The 20,004-nt window shown below is 66.9% G+C and carries 13 protein-coding genes and 1 tRNA gene; 10 read left to right on the top strand and 4 right to left on the bottom strand.

What is annotated here, in order from left to right; all coding sequences use genetic code 11:
* Positions 1 to 10 precede the first annotated feature (10 nt).
* The 5 genes from Actkin_RS21965 to Actkin_RS21945 all read left to right on the top strand — a co-directional run bounded on the left by Actkin_RS21965 (position 11) and on the right by Actkin_RS21945 (position 5,501).
* Positions 11 to 970, top strand: a complete 960-nt coding sequence (locus Actkin_RS21965) for an efflux ABC transporter ATPase subunit, DrrA-related (RefSeq protein WP_258904098.1) — start codon at positions 11 to 13, stop codon at positions 968 to 970.
* Positions 967 to 1,752, top strand: a complete 786-nt coding sequence (locus Actkin_RS21960; RefSeq protein WP_189211295.1) for an ABC transporter permease — start codon at positions 967 to 969, stop codon at positions 1,750 to 1,752. Before Actkin_RS21965 ends, Actkin_RS21960 begins: the two co-directional genes overlap by 4 nt.
* Positions 1,753 to 1,762: 10 nt before the next feature.
* A complete protein-coding gene (locus Actkin_RS21955) occupies positions 1,763 to 2,197 on the top strand; it encodes a cobalamin B12-binding domain-containing protein (RefSeq protein ID WP_258904097.1) in 435 nt (144 codons plus the stop codon).
* Positions 2,194 to 3,420, top strand: a complete 1,227-nt coding sequence (locus Actkin_RS21950) for a methylaspartate mutase (RefSeq protein ID WP_258904096.1) — start codon at positions 2,194 to 2,196, stop codon at positions 3,418 to 3,420. Before Actkin_RS21955 ends, Actkin_RS21950 begins: the two co-directional genes overlap by 4 nt.
* Before the next feature lie 188 nt (positions 3,421 to 3,608).
* Positions 3,609 to 5,501 (top strand): ABC1 kinase family protein, encoded by a 1,893-nt coding sequence (locus Actkin_RS21945; protein WP_189211292.1) that lies wholly within the window; start codon positions 3,609 to 3,611, stop codon positions 5,499 to 5,501.
* On the opposite strand, the gene Actkin_RS21940 is transcribed toward Actkin_RS21945, so the two are convergent.
* Positions 5,502 to 6,191, bottom strand: a complete 690-nt coding sequence (locus tag Actkin_RS21940; RefSeq protein WP_258907970.1) for a DUF899 domain-containing protein — start codon at positions 6,189 to 6,191, stop codon at positions 5,502 to 5,504.
* A gap of 181 nt (positions 6,192 to 6,372) precedes the next feature.
* On the opposite strand from Actkin_RS21940, the gene Actkin_RS21935 reads away from it, so the two are divergent.
* Positions 6,373 to 6,449, top strand: a tRNA-Leu gene (locus tag Actkin_RS21935).
* Between the two features lie 44 nt (positions 6,450 to 6,493).
* Here the strand turns inward: Actkin_RS21935 and Actkin_RS21930 are convergent.
* The 3 genes from Actkin_RS21930 to Actkin_RS21920 form a co-directional block, all read right to left on the bottom strand.
* Entirely contained in the window at positions 6,494 to 7,972 is a 1,479-nt protein-coding gene (locus Actkin_RS21930) for a tyrosine-type recombinase/integrase (RefSeq protein ID WP_258904095.1), read from the bottom strand.
* Positions 7,972 to 8,139, bottom strand: coding sequence for a helix-turn-helix transcriptional regulator (locus Actkin_RS21925; RefSeq protein ID WP_396122791.1), 168 nt, complete (start codon positions 8,137 to 8,139; stop codon positions 7,972 to 7,974). The genes Actkin_RS21930 and Actkin_RS21925 overlap by 1 nt, the downstream gene beginning before the upstream one ends.
* 1,197 nt (positions 8,140 to 9,336) lie before the next feature.
* Positions 9,337 to 13,743, bottom strand: coding sequence for an AAA family ATPase (locus tag Actkin_RS21920; protein ID WP_258904093.1), 4,407 nt, complete (start codon positions 13,741 to 13,743; stop codon positions 9,337 to 9,339).
* Between the two features lie 746 nt (positions 13,744 to 14,489).
* Between Actkin_RS21920 and cas3 the strand changes: the two genes are divergently transcribed.
* Genes cas3 through cas7c form a run of 4 tightly spaced genes read left to right on the top strand, consistent with a single transcriptional unit; the run spans position 14,490 to position 20,003 of the window.
* On the top strand, positions 14,490 to 16,655 hold the full coding sequence (cas3, locus tag Actkin_RS21915; protein WP_258904091.1) for a CRISPR-associated helicase Cas3': 2,166 nt from the start codon (positions 14,490 to 14,492) through the stop codon (positions 16,653 to 16,655).
* A complete protein-coding gene (gene cas5c / locus Actkin_RS21910; RefSeq protein WP_258904089.1) occupies positions 16,652 to 17,311 on the top strand; it encodes a type I-C CRISPR-associated protein Cas5c in 660 nt (219 codons plus the stop codon). Before cas3 ends, cas5c begins: the two co-directional genes overlap by 4 nt.
* Positions 17,311 to 19,089, top strand: coding sequence for a type I-C CRISPR-associated protein Cas8c/Csd1 (gene cas8c, locus Actkin_RS21905; RefSeq protein ID WP_258904088.1), 1,779 nt, complete (start codon positions 17,311 to 17,313; stop codon positions 19,087 to 19,089). The genes cas5c and cas8c overlap by 1 nt, the downstream gene beginning before the upstream one ends.
* Positions 19,086 to 20,003: a type I-C CRISPR-associated protein Cas7/Csd2 gene (cas7c, locus tag Actkin_RS21900; RefSeq protein WP_258904087.1), complete on the top strand. Its 918-nt coding sequence runs from the start codon at positions 19,086 to 19,088 to the stop codon at positions 20,001 to 20,003. The genes cas8c and cas7c overlap by 4 nt, the downstream gene beginning before the upstream one ends.
* Position 20,004: the final 1 nt, after the last annotated feature.

Here is a 20,004-nt window from a genome sequence, read left to right as displayed (position 1 = left end):
GGTGAGACCGATGGACCACGCCATCCGCGCGGAAGGCCTCCGCAAGCGCTACGGGGACAACCAGGCCGTCGACGGAGTCGACCTGCTCGTGCCCGCCGGGACGATCCTGGGCGTGCTCGGCCCCAACGGGGCGGGCAAGACCACCACCGTCCGCATGCTCGCCACCCTGCTGCCCCCCGACGACGGCCACGCCGTGGTCGCCGGGCACGACGTCACCAAGGACCCCAAGGCGGTGCGCACCAAGATCGGCCTGACCGGCCAGTACGCCGCCGTCGACCAGCGGCTCACCGGTCGCGAGAACCTCTACCTCATCGGCGTCCTGCACCGGCTGGGCCGCCGCGCCGCCAAGGCCAGGGCCGACGAGATGATCGAGCGCTTCGGCCTCGCCGAGGCGGCCGACCGGCTCAGCCGCACCTACTCCGGCGGCATGCGCAGGCGCCTCGACCTCGCCGCCAGCCTGCTCGCCGACCCGGCCGTGCTGTTCCTCGACGAGCCCACCACCGGCCTCGACCCGGCCAGCCGCAACGACCTCTGGGCGATGATCCGGTCCGAGGTCGCGGGCGGCCTGACGGTCCTGCTCACCACGCAGTACCTGGAAGAGGCCGACCAACTTGCCGACCGCGTCGCCGTGATCGACAAGGGCCACGTCATCGCCGACGGGACCCCCGACGAGCTCAAGCGCAAGGTGGGGGAGGAGCGCCTCGACGTCACCGTCGCCCACGCCGCCGACGCGCCCGCCGTCGCCGCCGCGCTCGCCCGCGCCACCACCGTCTCGCCCACCGTCACCCCCGACGGCCGCACGGTGTCGATGACCGTCCCCGGCGGGATGCTCGGCATCCCCACCGCCATGGCCGCCCTCGGCGAGGCCCGGGTCGAGATCGTCGACCTCGCTGTGCGCAGGCCCACGCTCGACGACGTCTTCCTCGCGCTCACCGGCGGTGCGCGCGCCATGGAGAGGAGTGCCGCATGACCACGGTCCTGGAGGACTGGCGCGCCCTGGTGTGGCGCCACCTGCTGCACCTGCGCCGGATGCCGGACAAGCTGGTCAGCGCGACCGTCCTGCCGATGGTGTTCGTGGTGCTGTTCGGCGTGCTCTTCGGCAGCGCCATCAGCATCCCCAACGGCGACTACCGCGAGTTCATCATGGCGGGCATCTTCACCCAGGTCATGATCACCGCCGTGCCGAACACCGCGATCGGCACGCTGGAGGACCTGGGCAACGGCCTGGTCGACCGGTTCCGCTCGCTGCCCATGACCCCGTCCGCCGTGCTGGTCGGACGCACTGTCGGCGACACGGCCCTGCGCGCGGTCACCTGCGTGGCGATGACCGCCGTCGGCCTGCTGATCGGCTGGCGCATCGACTCCGGCGTCGGCGCGGCGCTGGCCGGGTTCGGCATCCTGCTGCTGTTCGGGTTCACCATGGCCTGGGTCGGCGCGCTGCTCGGCATGAAGGTGCGCAGCCCGGAGGCGGCGGCGTCGATGCCGTCGGTCCTGCTGATGCCGCTGATGTTCCTGTCCAGCGCCTACATCCCGCTCGGCGGCCTGCCCGGCTGGCTGCGCGCGATCGCCGAGTGGAACCCGATCAGCGCGGTCGCGGGCGCGCTGCGCGAGCTGTGGGGCAACCCGGCGGCCGCGGGCGACAGCTTCGCCGCCCGCAACCCCGTCCCGATGGCGCTGCTCTGGCTCGCGCTCATCCTCGCCGTCGTCGTCCCCGCCGCCGTCCGCAACTACCGCACCGCCGCGACCCGCTGAAAGGCCAGTGATGAAGCGCTTAGTCCTGCTGTCCAGCGTGTCCTCCGACGCGCACACCTGGAACCTGGTCTACCTGCAGCTGCTCATCGAGGAACTGGGCCACGACGTGGTCAACCTCGGCGCCTGCGTCCCCGACGGGCTGCTGGTCGAGTCCGCGCTGCGGCACGGGCCGGACCTGGTGGTGCTGTCCACGGTCAACGGGCACGGCTACGGCGACGGCAAGCGCGTGATCACCGCGCTGCGCGCGCAGCAGGCGTTGCGGAACACGCCGGTCGTCATCGGGGGCAAGCTCGGCGTCGCGGGCCCGCTGGAGCCCGAACGGGTCGACGAGCTGCGCGCCGCCGGGTTCGACGCGGTGTTCGGGGCGGACGCCGGGGCCGAGGAGCTGCGCCGGTTCATCGGCGACCTCGTGCCCACCTCGGCGGGGGGAGAGCTGGTGACGTGACGATATCCGAGTTCATCGCCCAGGACGGGGTCCTGGTGGTGCAGCCCAGGATGGGGTTCAGCGACCCGGACCTGATGCGCCGCGGCCTGCTGGCGGTCGCGCAGGCGTCCGCGCGCGCCGTCGCCACCATCACCCTCGACAGCTACACCCGGGTCAACGACGTGCCCGCCGCCGCGGTGGCCCTGCGCGACGGCGTGCCGCTCAACGGGTACCCGATCCTCAACCACCCGCCGTCGGTGACCCGCGCCATGGTCGAGCCGCTGGCCGCGGCCGGGATCCCGGTCCAGGTCCGGCACGGGTCGGCGCTGCCGCTGGAGATCTTCGCCGCGCTGGCCGAGTGCGGGCTGGCCGCGACCGAGGGCGGGCCGGTGTCGTACTGCCTGCCCTACAGCCGCGTGCCGCTGCCGCAGGCGGTGGACAACTGGGCCCGCGCCTGCGACCTGCTGGCGCGCGCGCCCGGGGCGCACCTGGAGAGCTTCGGCGGCTGCATGCTCGGCCAGCTGTGCCCGCCGAGCCTGCTGGTGGCGATCTCGGTGCTGGAGGCCATGTTCTTCCGCCAGCACGGCCTCCGCAGCGTGTCGCTGAGCTACGCCCAGCAGACGGACCGGCGCCAGGACATGGAGGCCATGGACGCGATGCACCGCATCGCCGCCGTCGAGTTGTCCGATGTGGACTGGCACATCGTGCTGTACGCGTACATGGGTGTGTTCCCCCGGACCCGCTCCGGCGCCCTCGACCTGCTCGGCGACGCCGCCGAACTGGCCGTCCACGGCGGCGCCGACCGCCTCATCGTCAAGACCCCGGCCGAGGCGTTTCGCATCCCGACCATCGAGGAGAACATCTCGGCGATGGAGTACGCCGCCGCCGTGGCCGACGAGGTGGCCCGCGGCGACCCGAAGACCGAGCGCCTGGTCGACACCGGCGTCTACGCCGAGGCCCGCACCCTGGTCGACGCGGTGCTGGACCTCAGCCCCGACATCGGCCGAGCGCTCCGCCTGGCCTTCGCCCGAGGCGTCCTGGACGTCCCGTACTGCCTGCACCCGGACAACGCGGGCCTGTCCCGCGGGGTTCTCGACGACTCCGGCAGACTCCGCTGGTCGCGTGTAGGCCGAATGCCCCTACCCCGTCCCCCAGACCCCGGCCCAGGCCGATCCACCCCCAGCGCCGACCTGCTGAGCGCCTTGTCCTACGTGGAACGCAAATACGATCGGGCGACCCTCTGACCCCGTCCGATCACGTGGCAGGTCCGGCGCCGGAAGCCCGCGAACTCCTCTCCGACGAGCTCGCGGCTTCCGCCCTCCTGGACGCGCGCGGGCAAGCGATTGTTCCACGCCTGCGAACCGCCCCGGAGCGCTCTGCCGGAACCTGCTACCCCCACCCGAACCCCGCCGCCCGGAGTCACAGTTGACGCATGAGCGCGTTCACCTCAGGGCTGCTCTTCGTGGCGGGGACACTCGCCGCGGTGGCGGTGCTGGCCGCGCTCGCGCGCAAGCTGCTCGGCCTGCGCGTCGGCGTCCTGCGGACCCTGGTCGCTGGCGGGCTCGGCCTCGTCGGGCAGACCGTGTTCGCCCTCACCGTCAAGCAGCCGGTGCTGGCGACCATCCAGTTCGGCGTCGCTTTGCTCGTCGCGGTCGTGTTCCTGGTCGTCGCCGAGGCCGTCGTCCCGACCGGCGCGCTCGGCTGGCCCAACGACTGGCTCCGCGCGGCCCGCCGCAGGCTCGCCAGGACCCGCCGGTACTCCCAGATCACCAAGATCGCGGTCCGGCACGGCCTCGGCCCGCACCTGTGGGGCCGCGGCCGCGCGGGTGACGGCCTCGCCCGCGCGCTGCGCATGGCGCTGGAGGACGGCGGCGTCACGTTCGTCAAGCTCGGCCAGCTGGTCGCCACCCGCGGCGACCTCCTCCCCGCAGACTTCATCGACGAGCTGTCCCGCCTGCACAGCCAGGTCACCCCCGTTCCGTGGGAGCGCGTGCGCGACGTGCTCGCCGAGGACCTGGGCAGGCCGATCGGGGAGGTGTTCGCCGAGGTCGACCCCGAGCCGATGGCCGCGGCCGCGATCGCCCAGGTGCACCGGGCCCGGCTGCTGGACGGCAGCGAGGTCGTGATCAAGATCCAGCGCCCGGGCATCCGCACCGAGGTCGTCCGCGACCTCGACATCCTGTCCCGCCTGGCCCGCACCCTGCACAACCGCACCCGCTGGGGCGCCGCGATCGGCGTCCGCGAACTGGCCGACGGCTTCGCCGTCGCGCTCCGCGAGGAACTGGACTTCCGCGTCGAGCTGCGCAACACCCTGGCCGTGGCGGCGGGGGAGGAGCCGGACGTGGTCATCCCCACTGTCCATCCGGGACTGTCATCGGCCCGCGTCCTGGTGCTCGACCGCCTCGACGGCGTGCCCATCGGCCAGACCGTGGTCCCGCCGGACGCCCGCGTCGGGCTGGCCGACGCCCTGCTGCGCTGCCTGCTCCGCCAGATCATGGTCACCGGCGTCTTCCACGCCGACCCGCACCCCGGCAACGTCCTCCTGCTGAGCGACGGCAGGCTCGCCCTGCTCGACTACGGCTCCGTGGGACGGCTGGACGCCACCACCCGCGCCGCCCTGCAACGGGTCCTCCTGGCCGCCGACAGCGGCGACCCCGCCGCACTCCGCGACGCCCTGCTCGAACTGGTCGTGCCCGCGCACGACATCGATGAGGCCAAACTCGAACGCGCGCTGGGCCAGTACCTCGCCGCGCACCTGAGCGCGGGCGGCACCGGGCCCGACCTGGAGATGTTCACCGCGCTGCTGCGGCTGACCGCGCGCTTCGACCTGGCGGTGCCGCCGGAGGTCGCCGCCGTGTTCCGCTGCCTGGTCACCCTCGACGGCACGCTCACCGCCATCAGCCCCGGCTTCGACCTGGTCGAAGGCTCCCGCACCGGAGCCTTCGCCCTGCTCGCCGACAAGTTCACCGCCACGTCCCTGCGGCGCTCGGCCGCCGACGAGGCCCTGGCCGTGCTGCCGATGCTGCGGCGCCTCCCGCGCAGGCTGGACCGCATCACAGGGGCCCTGGAACGCGGCCAGTTGTCCATGCGCATCCGCCTGCTGTCCGACGGCGACGACCGCCGCGCCGTGACGGCGATGCTCGACCAGGTCCTCACGGCGTTCCTGGGCGGGACGACCGGCATCATGGCCGTGCTGCTGCTGGGCACCACGGGCGGCCCGTCGGTCACCCGCGACGTCACCCTGTTCCAGGTCCTCGGCTACAACCTGCTGGTCCTCTGCGGCGTCCTGGTCCTCCGCGTGCTGTTCCTGATGCTGCGGCGCTGATCAGTACTGGTCGTGGTGTTTGAAGTTCGCGATCCCCGTGCCCACTTCCTGGCGGCCCAGCGGGGTGAGGTCCAGGAGGTTGTAGGTGGTCAGGAGCAGATCGGGGCCGCGGCCGTAACTGGAATAGGTGTGGAAGATCCGCTCGCCGTCACGGAAGAAGACGCTCATCCCGTGCTGCTCGCCTTGCGCGTGCCACGGCGTGGTCGCCTCCAATTCGGTCTTGTCGCGGTAGTTGTAGAACACCGGAGCGACCGACTCGTCCTGCGTGGCGTGGAAGTCGTAATTGAAGTCCGACCCGTAGGACGACACCCACGGGAAGGTCCACTCCATCCGCTCCTTGAACTTCGTGATCCGCTCAAGAGGCGCCCGCGAGACCACCACGAGGTTCGTCTCCCGCGACCGCAGGTGGGAGAGATGGGGCAGGTTGTCGGCCAGGAACGAGCAGGCCACGCACCCCGCCTCCCACTCGGGATCAAACATGAAGTGATACACGAGCAACTGCCGCCGCCCGTCGAACAACTCCGCCAAGGAAATCTTGCCACCCGGCGAGTCGAACACATACTCCTTGTCGACCTCAACCATCGGCAGATCCCGCCGACGAGCATTGAGCGCATCCCGCGCCTTGGTCGCCTCCTTCTCGGCGGCCAGCAATTCCATCCGCGCAACCAACCATTCCTCCCGGCTGGCTATCCTGGGCAGGTTAATGTCGACTCCTCACTCCGAACGACCTTTTACGGGCACGGTACCGACCCCCGAACCCCCGCTCAACCGGCACATGATTGACACACGAAATTGCCGGTAATCCCTCACCCACCCCACCCCAGACCCCCCACCACCACCCCAACCCCGATCCCGTAGAGTGACCCCCACGGCCCCCGTAGCCCAATCGGCAGAGGCAACGGATTCAAAACCCGTCCAGTGTGCGTTCGAATCGCACCGGGGGCACCAGCTCAAAACCGCCGTGACCTGCGCGAACACCTCTGATAGTTGATCTAGTGCTGTCCGGCTGTGAGCGGTTGACCCCGGTCGTCCCCGGGTGTCTGTTCCCTATTTGTCCCCGAGTTCTGGGCCTCGTCGGTGTGGTCGAGGCCCAGCGCGGTGGCGATGCGGTCGAGGGCGATGCCCTCGAGGCCCGCGATCACCTTGGCGTAGATCTCGTGGAGGACCTGCACCGAGTGCCCGGCCCAGGCCGCGCACTGCGCTGAGGAGACGCCTGCGGCGAGCCAGGTGGAGACGCAGGCGTGGCGTAGGTCGTAGGGTCTGCGCGCCAACGCTGATCGGTACTCCTCCGCGGTCAACGCGGCTTTGCGCGCCTTGTCCCACACCCGCCCGACGGTTGATTCGGCCAGTTCACCGCCGGTCAGGTTCCGGAACAACCTGCCGTCGGCGGCGACGCCGAACCGGGTGAGGTGGTCCTGCAGGATCGCCGTCAGGGGAGGGGCGCATGGCACGGGCCTGACTTCTCCTTTGGCGCGCTGCTTGAGATGGCGGTGGTCGCGCCGTGTGCCGGAGTCGGTCCATCGGGCGCCTGCTATTGGCGCGGTGTCGGAGAGGAGGAGTTCGCCCCACCCGTGCCCGGAGGAGGGGAGGAGCAGGTCTGACCTGCGGAGCATGGCCGCTTCCTCCGGCCTCAGTGCGGCGTAGTACATGCACGCGAAGTACGCCTTCAGCATCGGCCCGGACGAGCGTCTCGGCTGCCCGTCGACCTTCTGGTCGCCGACCGCGGCCAGCAGTCTCGCGCCCTGTTCGGGGTTGATCGCGACCACTCGCTTGTCGATCGCCCGAACGGTCCTCGGCAACTTCCACTTCAACTCTCCGAGCCTGTTCGCTCCGATTACTCCGAGTTCGACGCCGTACTCGAGGAGGTTGTAGATGACGGCTCGCTTCCGCATGAAGGTCTTCGCCGCTGTTTGCGAACCATCAATCTTCTTCGACAGTTGATCCATCAGTTTTCGCAGGATCGGAAGCTCTTCCAAGTGCGAGGCCGCTAGTGTGTTGGCGCTCAACCAGCGGATCGTCGAGTGGACTTCATCGGACGGAGGCTCAACGCGGTTCTTCTTGTTCAGAGCCCAACCGATCAGAGCTTTGCGGATCGTCGGCGTGTCGAACGGCCCGTCCCCGCTGGTGAGCATGGCGAGAGTGGCGGTGGCCAAGGCGTCGGCAGTGCCCGCCCGGCTCTTGGCCGCCGCCCGATCCCACTTCATGTCCGCATAGTGAACGATGAAGTCGTACCAGCTCATCGCTTTCTTGGCGCGCCGCTGCGAGACCGGAAGGCCGTCCTCCATGCTGAACGCCTCGCCCTTACTCGTCGCCGACACCAGCCCCGACCGGAAGCTGTCGGCCAACGCCACGGTGTCGAAACTGTGGCGATACCTGTTGCCGCCCACCGTCCAGACCAACCGGTAAGTGGACTTCCGTTTCCCTTCCCTCTTCTCAATGGAGTAGATCTTCACGTCGAATGACGTGCTCATCAGACCCCCTCTTCGCGCTGCTCAAGCCATCGCTCATAATCGCTCCTCCTAATACGGATTTCGCTGTTAGGCAACTTGATGCACTTCGGCGCGCGCCGCTTAGCCCGCCATTCGTAGAACGTCGAGCGCGAAACGCCCATCTCCTCGCAGAACTCCTTGACAGTCATCATTCGAGTCGGACCCACACCCGCTCCTACTCCAAGCGACCCAGGACTGCCGGATCCAGAGGGGTGGCGCCTACAGGGCTGGGTTCACTGCCCAAGCCATGATCAGCGGGAAACTGGATAGCGCACAGATCGGCCGGTTCGCCTGCATCGGTACCCCAGTGCCCAGAAGGTAGCACCCGCTGCCGAAGCTGGGCGGGTCGTCTCGGCTTCCACACCGATCGTGTCGGCGCAGCGACGATCGAGCGAAAGATCGCCCATTCCAGCCAAGCCGAGTTACCACACCGACGGGACTGTTCGCTCGAGACGATCACATGAGTGGGTGGTGGAACCAGATGACCTGTTGATCAACAACGGCAAGCCCGAGCCGCCGGGCAGCACTACCCGAAGACCCCAGCGGCTGGCGTCTTGCTTAGGCCGGAGGTGCGAGGACGATCGTCACGCGGTGCGGCCGTTCTGGTGCGATTTCGGCGCGGGCCAGGCAAGGCGGTTGACTAGTCTTCGCAGGTGGAGCAGGGCAGTACCGGCCCACTGAGGCCGGTGAGGATCTCAACGACCTGGTCGGCGGGCAGACGGCCCGCTAAATGGGCAGCACCGGCTCATGGAGGCCGGTGAGGATCTCAATCATTAAGAACACCGAACAGAAGCCTAACCAGAAGGCAGCGCCCGCCCACCGAGGCCGGTGAGGATCTCAACCGCCTCAACGTCGCCGACCCCCTACGTCTCCATCTAGCAGCACATCGCCTGGCGTGCGCTCGGGCCGGTCGACATGCTCGTCGCCGGTCCCGTACCGGGGCATCTCCGCGGGAAGCGCGGGAAACGAGAAGGGAGGCCGCAGTGGTCTCAGAGCCGACATCGTGGTGGGCATTCGCCTACTACGACCCGCGCTCGTCTTCGTGGAGAACGTCACCGCTCCGCTGGCAGGCGGAGGACTCCACCGTGTACTCGGCGACATGGCCGAAGCGGAGGTATGACGGGGCATGGCGCCGCCGGCTTAGGCGCAGCTCCGCGGCCGGAAGCGGGTATGCCTACTCGCCAGGCTCCGCGTGCCCCGCTCCGGCCGCGGAGTCGGGGGTGCCGCCGACGCCGACCCGACGGCACAGCTCGTCGAACGGCGCCGGAGCCGTGAGCCGAGAGGGTGGCGCGACGCTGCTGGCCGGGCTTCGGCTGTTGCCAGTTAACCGGGGACAGCGGGATGGCTCAACAGTCGCGTTCTACGGTGTCCATCGTCTCCTGGACGCCGTATACGCCGAGCAGGAGCAGTTGATCGAAGAGGTCAAGTGCTTGTCGGCGTATCTGGGTGTTGGCGCTTTGGGCGTAGGCACGGACGAGCAGGGTGGCGAGTTGCTGTGTGTCGCTGGCCGAAGTGAGCGCGAAGCTGGCGAGCTCGTCACCATGGAGTGCCACGAACCGCTGAGCGTAGTGCATGACGAGGTCGTCCACCCGGTCCGGCGCGCGGCCCAGTGTGATGAGCAGCTGGGCTTGAGCGTCAACGAGGGCGGCTGAGTCGATCAGCCCGGTGAGTACTGGTCTGAAGGGCCTTAGACGCTGGCCCCGGAGGGCTGCGGCAACCCCAGCTGCTGCCTCTCTTACTGTCGCGTCGGCGTCGTTGAACAGCTGGCTGAGAACGTCCATGGCAAGTGGGACGTTGAGGTTTCTTGTCAGCAAGTCTGCAGTGACTTCCGCAATGCCGCGTCGGATGGCCGGATCGGGTCCTGACCTGTGCTGCTGGAGTAGCTCGTCTTCATCGTTTCTGAGGGCAAGGTAGGCCGAGAATCGGCCTCCTACCTTTCGGACATCGCCCTGCGGGGATGTCAGCATGCGCCTGATCACGGGCATGGTCAGGTCCGAGCCGTCGCCGTTGGTGATGTAGAGGGTGAGGCGCTCGACGGTGTGTGTTGCGAGTAGGCGGTCGTCGGTCTCGACGAGTACTGCGAAGGCTTCAATTGCGCGAGGTCGCGCGTGGCGAAGGGATGCGCCGATCAGATGAGCGGTGCATGAGCGAACGGCGACTGAGGGGTCGGCAGCGAGCTGTAGGAGGTGAGGCTCGATGAGGGCCGTGCGGTGACCGTCCGCATCGTGCACGAGCAGGTCACCCAGCATCTCGACCGCTTGGCCGCGAGCGACGTTGATGCCGTTGCCGTAGATGGTCTCTCCCACGCTTCGCCGGTCATCGGACGAGGTCGATCTCGACCAGACATCTGTTGTCGGGTCGGGGGCGTGCAGGGCGCGGTCAAGTACCAGTTCGATGATGTCATCCGGGATGTCCCCGTCCAGATGGCGGCGAAGCGGGTAGGCGAGCCAGCGTTCCGTCGACGGTTGTGCGAGTGAAGCGATGTGCCGGATCGCGTCGCAGACGACCGAGATATCCACGGGTTTGGTTGCATCCGCGAGACCTATGAGCAGATTTTCAGCGTAAGCAGGGTGATGGTCCGGGGTCAGGAGTAGCGCCAGCTTGGCAAAGCGATCAGGATGGCTGGTTGTTTCGCCCTTCAACATGTGGGCGAGTTCGACGGCGCCTCCGACGTGTGTGGTGTAGTCCGCACGGTCAGCGTCGTACTTCGCTATCGCCTGGAGCCAGTTGGCGTTCGACATGTGCCGTACAGCAGACGGTGGAATGGGTGAGACGATGGTGCTGACATGCGTCGACAACGGTTCGGTGGGCTCCTTCGCGCCGAACAACCTGCGTAGCTCTTCGAGCCGTCGACGACCCTGCTCGGACAAGCGCTCCGCGGCCAACCCGGTGAGGAGCGTGAAGGCATAGAACCCGGCAGGAGGGCCAGGGCGTCCTTCCCACGGAAAGCGCAGGTCTCGAACCCGCTCCTCAATGGCAGTGAACGATGTGTCGGCCATGAACGGGCTCACGGCGAGCAGCAGCTCACGCGTAAGCCACATCGAGGCCCCGTCGTATCCGCATTCCAACCGATGATCGCCCTGCAGCAGCGTCTTACCGGCCCAATCGGCGAACTGCTCCGGCGCGGCGGCAAACGCTTGGTACAGCAACATCTGCGCTGCGGCGTGGTCGTCGGCCTCCAACAGTTCGAGGACTGGACGCAACGCTTCCGCGTCCTGACGCGCGCCCAGTCGAACCGCCACCACCGCTGCCTCGATGAGCCCATCGTCCACGTCGTGGACCTCGCCGCCTGGGCGCCAATGAGCGAAGTGCCGATCCGCGTACGGCGGATGGTCTCTCGGGTAGGCCGTGCGAGCCATAATTCCGAGCAGGTGCGGGACAACTACTCTGCAGAACCGGATGGGGTCGGCTTGTGCGCTGGCCATCGCCACCTCGGTCGCTTGGCCATCACGTGTCTTCAACGCCGTTACGACGACTCCTTCCATCGGGTCCATCCGCGCGACGCACCGGGTGAGCCAGATGTCCAGCAGTTCGATCACCCAGGACGGTTGTTGCGCTGGCAGGTGGGCCGCGAGCAACCACAGATCGTGTTCGCTGGTGTCGTAGTGTCCACGCTGCACCATCTGGAGGACGAACTCGAAAAGTGCTCGCGAATCGCCAACATTTGAAAAGTGCAGAACCCAAGTGATCTGAGCGCGATGGGTCTCCCGGTCTAGATATGGTGTCAAGATTTCTGCAGCGCGGTCCGGGTTAGCGGACACTCCTTCGGTAAGCACGAAGAAACCGGTTGCCCGCACTTGGTCTTCGTCGCTCGCCAGCCAGTCCTCCAGTGCGCCTTCAGCGTCGAGCGCGGTGAACCAACCTGCATTCCGCAAACCTTGACCAAGTTGCCTGAGATAGGTCGGATTCTGATCTACGAGCCGTGCGATCATGCTGGACTCAGCCGCTGTCGGCTGCTCGATCAGCCGCAGCAGGCTAACAACCACATCCTTGATGTGGAACCGAACCTGCGGGCTGTCGAGCAGCCTTTCGACTTCGCCGACGAAGCGTTGTAGGTCAAAGTCTCGAAGGTGAAGGAGCACTTGTCGGACCTGTGTCCGTCGAAAGAGCTCTTGCTCGCCTGCAACGAGAAAATCAACGAGACCGACGTTACGTGCCAACCACCTCCGAGCGAACGCGTAGTCGAAAAATGACTCGTGGAAGAACGCCACCTGGCCACCGGTGCGTACAAGAATATTCTCCGACGTCAACTGTTGGGAGGCTAGCAACAGGTCTTGCGTGTCAAGAACGCTAATGGGTGTCGATAGGTGCTGTCGGGCATTCAAACTTTCGACGAGCGCGTCGATTATCTCGACGAAAGGAAACGATGGGCCGTATCGCGCTTTACAGTCTTCAAGCTTCCGCTCCCAGTAGGCATCGAGAAGGTCTTTCGAGGTGTTGAACAGCGGTGCGTCAGCATGGCGTGTCAGATCACAGAACAGCTTCAGATTGAGCGGCGTGCGCAGCAGTTGTCTCTGCCGGGGTTCCAGGGTTTCGGCGGTGGTGCCGATAGCCTCCAATGCCCACGCTACATCGTCGTCGGCAAGTTGCGGAACGTCGATCTGCCGTGCGCGGGCGTCGCTGGAGACGTGACGAATGCGGGCGTCATTGTCAATATCGAATTTGCGACAGGCGAGAACAACGCGCATCTCCGGGAACGCCTCGGCCTCCTGCACGAGCGCGGCGATCACATCCATCGCACCGGGGGCCCGGCCCGAGGCTCTGCTGACGGCGTCGAGTTGGTCGATGATCAGCACGCACTTACCACCGGCCGCCGCTCTCGCCAGGGTAACCACTGGTGAAGCGCCAAGATCGACCAGAGCACCCAGTTGTGCCGTCGAAGCGAACGGCTCCAGTCGGTCGAGCCGGATGGGGGCGATAATCCAGCCGTCGCACTGGAGCTGCGTGGCCACTTGGTACAGCACCGCTGTCTTCCCGCTCCCTGCGTGACCGGCGACGAAGACAACGCGGTGCCCATCACTGCCGAGTGCTTCGGTGATCGATCCGGAGGCCAGCCGCGGAATCGCCGGGTCAAGCAGCTCGGCCTCAACGCCCGCCGTCCAGGTAGCGACTAGCGCGTCCACCTTGTCCCGCGCGGCCGCGCGCCTCTCGGCCTTGATGCGGTGCAGATTCAATTTTGCAAGTTCAACATCGAGTGCTGCCACGTCAAGCTCGCGACCGAGATTGGTACTGGCAATCTCGCCCAACGCAAGGATCGCCGCTTCCGGCGGTAGCCCTTCTAGATGCGCTGCGGCTAGCGCCGCGTTGAGCTCCAGCAGCACTTGCTCGTCGGGCCAGTGCACCCATACCCTGCGCAAGGACTCCCAAGCTGCCAGCTCGGACCCGAAGTCCACGTCCGCGCTCAGGCCCTTGAATTCGCTGTGTAGCTTCTTGTTTGCCGCCAAATCCGCAGCAAATGAGGTGACATCCGTCGAACCGCGAGCACGGTCAGCGAGCTCCTTCAGAACCTGGGAAGGAACCATTGATGCGAAGTGAAAGTCTCGTCTCATGGCGGTGTGGCGGGAGGCGTGACGCAGAACGCCCTTTTCCCTAAGAGAGCCAAGTGTCCACTCGTTCGCGTTCCGAATCTGGCGTTTGACCTGATGAAGTTCTACACCGCCGCCTCGTCGTACGGCGAATTCCGCGCCTTCGCCTAGCTCTCCAAGCGGCTCGACGGTAATGGAGTCCGCCTTTCCGGCGATGACCTCCAGCATCTGGCGAGCGGTCCAAAGAGTTTCGTAGTAATTCCCTAGCTTATCGGACTCGCCGCCACGGCGTGGACTCACAGACACCTCCGGCGCCAAGACGGCCTTGTGTGCTCATTGCAGTTCTAATCAACCATTATAGCGCCCGGTCCCTCAGCGCTCGTTCTATCACGAGCTGACCCGCCAACCAGACAGGCCGCTTTCCTCCACTAGGTGAGAGCGCGCATTCACGGTGATGCCGATTCGTAGCTGGCTGGTCACGGTCGGCTACGATGAGTGTGTGCGAATTGACTAGTCTTCGGAGGTGTAGCAGGGTATCTGCCCACCAGGCGGGTGAGGATCTCAACCCCAAGTGTGGGCGGTTGCCGTCTGGGCGCGGCGGCAGGACCGGCCAGCCAGAACGGCGGGATGTCAACCTCGGCCCGCTGGGGCCGTAAGACTCCCGTGGGCGTGCAGCACCGGCCAGGCGGGACTGGCACTCGTTCCTGGCTCGTGAGAAACTCAACGGTTATCAACCGTTCGTGTGAACATCTCCTGCCCTCCGGTTGCAAGCCGAGAGCTCTTCAACCTCCTGAGGACTGAGAGGCTCGGCTACTCGGGTGAATCGAATCGATTGGAAACCCCTGTGGCGACGTCTTGTCGGTGGGTGGGCTTAAGGTCGCGGTGCTCGTCGGGGAGACGTTGCTGAAGGAGTTAGTTGTTTGTGGGCGCATAGTCCTGGTCGTGCTGGTGCCTGGCATCCGTTGGCTGCTCATGTGCGTGCCACGGCGGATCTGGCGCGGAGTTTTGGTGAGGCGTTCGGCGCGGGTGATCTGACGTGGGCGCTGGGGATTGCCCACGATGCCGGGAAAGTGAGGGACGCTTGGCAAAGGCGGCTGAGCGAGGTCGCCGCGTCAGGCAGCTCGGTTGGCTCGGACCACAAGGCGTTGGGCACACAGTTGCTGTTCAAGCGCGCGTTGGGCGCGTCGTTGGCGGTGTGGGGACACCACGGTGGTTTGGTCGACGCGCGTGATCTGCAGACTGTGGTTCACGACGGGGATGTGCAGGGGGACTTGAGGCGGTTCTTCGCGATCGTTCCTGAGGCCGAGGCGCTGGTGGACGGTCCCTCGCTGGTGCCCGAGGCATGGAGTGCCGAGCGCGGCGCCCAGGAGTTCGGCATCAGGATGGCCTTCTCGGCGTTGGTCGACGCCGACCACCTGGACACTGCCGCCCACTTCGATGGGGTGCCGGTGCGGCTTCGACCACCTGTGGACATGCGCGACCTGATGGCGCGGTTTGACGCGGGGCGCCGACAGTTGTTGGAGGGGCGCGGGTCGTCAAAGGTCGACGCCGTCCGCGGAGCCTTGTTCGACGAGGTCATGGGCTCGGCTAAGTGTGAGCGCGGCGTCTACCGCTTGCCTGCTCCCACTGGATCTGGCAAGACGTTGACCGCAGGCGCGTTCGCGCTGCGGCACGCTGCGCATCATCGGATGTCCCGTGTAGTGGTGGCAGTGCCGTTCACGACGGTCACTGAACAGAACGCTGCGGTATATCGACGGTTGCTGGGGTCGGACATCGTCTTGGAGCACCACTCAAACACTGAGGTGGATGAAGGCAGCGAGTGCGGGTTCGGTCGGCGCGGTGTGGCGCTGGGGGCGGAGAACTGGGACGCGCCGTTCGTGGTAACCACGACGGTGCAGTTGTTCGACTCGTTGTTTGGTCGGAAGCCTGCGCGTTCGCGGAAGCTGCACCGCTTGGCGAACTCGGTGATCGTGCTGGACGAGGTGCACACGCTGCCGGTGCCGCTGCTGGAGCCGATCCTGGACGGCCTTCGACTGCTTGTCCGCTACTTCGGCGCCAGCGTCGTGCTGGCCTCGGCGACTCAGCCCGCGTTCGAGTACTTCAAGGCCGGGGAGAAGGCTCAGATCAAGCCGTTGGTGGTTGATCCGGTGCGCTTGTATGGCTCGCTCAAGCGGGTTCGGTATGAGTGGCGAGTGGATCCGAAACCGACGCTGGCCCAAATCGCCGATGAGGTGGCGCGGCAGAACCAGGCGCTGGTGGTGGTTAACACCGTCGACAACGCGCGTGTGCTGTTCCGCCTGGTCGAGGAGGCAGACCCGAAGGCAGCGGTGTTCCACCTGTCCACCCGGATGGTGCCCCGGCATCGGCGCGACGTTCTGAAGGAGGTCGGGAGCCTGCTGGGCGACGGGAAGCCAGTCGTCGTGGTCTCCACGCAGTTGGTGGAGTGCGGAGTTGACCTCGACTTCCCCGTCGTATTCCGGGCGTTGGCTCCCGCGGAGTCGCTGCAGCAGGCCGCAGGGCGCGCGAATCGGGAAGGTCGGCTGCCGGAGCCCGGTCGCGTCGTGGTGTTCGACGCCGCGGACGCGACGACCCCTCAGTTCTACCGGGCAGGCGTGGCTAAGACGCTTTCGTTTTTCGGGCCGGATGTCGATCCAGACGACCCGGTGGTGCTGGAGAGCTACTACCGAGCCTTCTTCACCGGACTCAACCCCGAGGAGCAGAAGCGCCCGCAGACGATCGCTCAGGCCCGCAGTGACTTGGACTTCCGCGTCGTCGCCGATGGGCCAGTGATCAAGGATGACCGCGAGAGAGCCACCCAGACCCGGGATAGCAGCCTCGCGTTCAGGATGATCGACGACGACTCCGTGCCCGTGGTCGTGACGGACTTCGGGGACACCGACCGGATTCGCGAGTTAATCCGCCGCGTGGCGGCGAGTGAAGGGCCGCTGCGGGAGGTCTTCCGCGAACTGAGGGGGCACATGGTGCGGCTGCCGCGTCGCATGGCCACCGGGGATTCCGCTGTTGCGGCCCTGTGCAGGCCGCTGGTGTCGGGCCAGCGGCAGGTGTGGGAGTGGCTCGGCGAGTACGACGAGCAGGTCGGCATCGATGTCGACGCGATCGGTGAGGAGACGATCTGGTGAGCTTGAATCTACCGACCTCGGCGGGCGCGCCGCCGGTAGTGGTGCAGGTGGAAGGGGAAGGGGCGCTGTTCACCCGGCCTGAGCTGAAGGCCGAGCGGGTGTCCTATCCGGTGATGACGCCGACCGCCGCGATGGGCGTCCTGGAGGCGATCTTCTGGAAGCCGGAGTTCACCTGGCAGGTGGTGGCCATTGAGGTACTGCGCGAGATTCGGCAGTTCACCCAGCGCCGCAACGAGACCACGGACTTGGTTTCGCTCGCCGACGCCGCGTCCGGACGCCGCCGGGTGAACACCGTGGCCAACCGAGTGCAGCGTAACGCCGTGTGCCTGCGTGATGTCGCCTACCGCATCCACGCCCATGTGCGGCTTCGCGAGCATGCGAACAAGCCCGAGTCCGCCTATCGCGACCAGTTCCGGCGCAGGGTGACCCGGGGAAGCTGCTTCTCCCAACCGTTTCTCGGTGTGAAGGAGTTCCCGGCATCCTTCGGACCACCGGACGACAAGGAAGCCATCAAGGTCACCGAAGACCTGGGGATCATGCTGCACGGGATCGACTACACGACCTCGCCGCCGTCCTTCACGTGGTTCACCGCCCGGCTGGACCAGGGCGTCCTGCACGTCCCGGCAACGGGGATCCGGGCCGGGGTGCTGGACTGATGCTCTTGCAGCGTTTGGCAGAGCACGCCCGTCAGGACCCGGAGGGCAAGCCGTTCCACCGCAAGCTCGCGTTCCGGTGGGAGCTGCGGCTGGACGCCGACGGGACGCCGATGTCCACGGAGCTGGAGAGCCTGGTCGAGTCCGACGAGAAGGGCCGTTCACGACCCGCCGAGCACACCGTCCCCGCCGCAGTGCGCGCGTTTGGGGTGGCGGCGAACCTCGCCGCCGACGACGTGCAGTACGTGCTGGGCTGGTCGGATGAAGAGAGCAAGCCCGAGCGGGTCGACCAGTGCCATAAAGCGTTCGTTGACCTGACGAGGCGGTGGCACGACGAACATCCCGACGATCCGGCGGCGCGCGCGCTGGCAGCCTTCTACCGGCAGAACGGGCCAGAGCTCATCCAGCAAACCGAGGGCGTCGCGAGCAAGGACCGAGTGTTGGTCACGGTGGCAGGCGACGCGGCCTACCGCTCCCCGTCGGCGCCCGATTTCTGGGCTCGGGAAGTCGGCAGACGCAAGGGCGGCACGAGCAGCGGCCTGTGCCTGGTCTGCGGGCAGATCGGCCCGCTGCTGGACACCATCCCCAGCAAGGTGCCCGCGCGTTGGGTGCCCGGAGCAAGCAACGACGCCGCGCTCGTCAGCGTGAACGAGCGCGTCTTCGGCTACGGCCTGACCACAAAACTGGTGTGCAGCCCCATTTGTGTCGGTTGTGGCGAGGCCGCGTCCAATGGCCTTGTCCGCGTCCTGACCTCTGACCAGGCAGTCAACTACGGCGGTCAGGACAGCCGATTGGCCTGGTGGCTTACCGAGCCCGCGGCGTTCGACCCGATGAACCTCGTCTTCGAGGGTGACCCGAGCAAGATCGAAAAGTACGTTGAGGCGGCCCGCCGCGGTGATCGTGCAGGCTTCCACCAGCTGCGCGGAACGACCGACCTCACCCGGTTCTGCGCCCTCAGCGTGGGCGGCAACGTCGCCCGGATCATGGTGCGGGACTGGATCGACATGCCCCTGCACGCTCTCGACGCCAATATCATCGCCTGGTTCGACGACCAGCGGATCGCCCCCCTGTGGGCCACCGACAGCCCGTGGCAGTCCCTGCCTCGGCTGGTCCTGGTCACCGGTCGATGGCTGCGCCAGGAGAAGCGGTACGCCTTCCTTGGAGCCAAGGCCGCGGATCGACCGGAAGCGGTGCAACGCGATCTGCTGCGCGCCCTGCTCCGCAAGACCCCGCTGCCCCCGGCGCTGCTTGCCCACATGGTCAACCGGGTCCGCACCGACGGTCACCTCGACACTGCCCGATCCTCGCTCATCCGTCTGCTGCTCACCCGCTTCCCCTTGTCTGCGGAGAAACCCATGCCATCGCTGGACACCACGAACCGAGATTCGTCGTACGTCGCCGGACGTATCTTCGCCACCCTGGAGTCGTTGCAGTACTCGGCTCTGGGCGGAAAGCTCAACACCACCTACGGCGACCGCTACTTCGCAGGCGCGATCAGCAACCCTCGCGCTGCCCTCGTCAACGGCCGTAAGGACGCCAACGCCTGGCTGCGCAAGCTCCGCCGCATCAACCGTGGTGCCGCGGTCAAGCTCGACAAGGCGCTCGATGAGCTGTTCAACCTGCTGACCGTCGCTGGAGGGATTCCCGCTCGTACCAGCATCGCTCAGCAAGCGACCTTCTTGCTCGGCTACCACCACCAGCGTGCTCACACCTTCGCCGAGATCCGCTCCAGCACCCCCGACCCCTCGACCGGCAACGCCTCGGAGGACCCGACCGCATGACCAGCCACCTCGACCCGACCGTCCGCCACGACATGGTCTTCCTCTTCGACGTCACCGACGGCAACCCCAACGGCGACCCCGACGCGGGAAACCGGCCGCGCACCGACGACGAGACAGGGCACGGCCTGGTCACCGACGTCGCCCTCAAGCGCAAGATTCGCGACACCCTCGCCCTCGCCGCGGGCGACGACTCCCGGTACGGGGTGTTCGTCCAGGCCGGGCACGCGCTCAACCCGCGCCTCGAAGCCTCCTACGCGGCCACCGGCCTCACCCTCGGCGACAAGAAGATCACCCCCGAGCAGGCCAAGGCGGCCCGCGCCTGGCTCTGCGACCACTACGTCGACATCCGCCTCTTCGGGGCAGTCCTCTCCGTGGGCAAGACCGGCGCCCTCGGCCAGGTCCGCGGCCCCCTGCAGATCGGCATCGCACGCAGCATCGACCCCGTCTATCCCACCGACCACGCGATCACGCGCGTGACCCAGACCAAGCAGGAGGACATCGACAAGGGCGAAAGCACCGAGATGGGCGGTAAGTGGACGGTCCCCTACGGCCTCTACAAGGCCGAGATCTACTACTCCGCCAACCGCGGCTCGCAGACCGGCGTCGACACGCGTGACTTCGAGCTGTTCTACCGCGCCTTGGAGATGATGTTCGACCACGACCGCTCCGCGACCCGTGGCAAGCTCTGCCCCCGCGGCCTCTACGTGTTCACCCACCGAGACGCCTTCGGCTCAGCACCCGCACACCGCTTGATCGACCGCGTCCGCGTCGAACGGGCGACCAGCCGCCCCTCCGAAGCGACCACGGAGAATGGCGGTACGGACCTTCCGGCTCGCGCCTTCACCGACTACAAGGTGACCGTGGACGACACGAGCCTTCCCGACGGGGTCACTCTGACCAGCTTGATGGTCTGAC

It is taken from the genome of Actinokineospora sp. UTMC 2448, assembly GCF_024760565.1.
GTDB classification, from domain to species: Bacteria; Actinomycetota; Actinomycetes; order Mycobacteriales; family Pseudonocardiaceae; genus Actinokineospora; species Actinokineospora fastidiosa.
The sequence above is the reverse complement of the archived record's forward strand: the minus strand, read 5'-3'. Positions and strand labels throughout refer to the sequence as shown.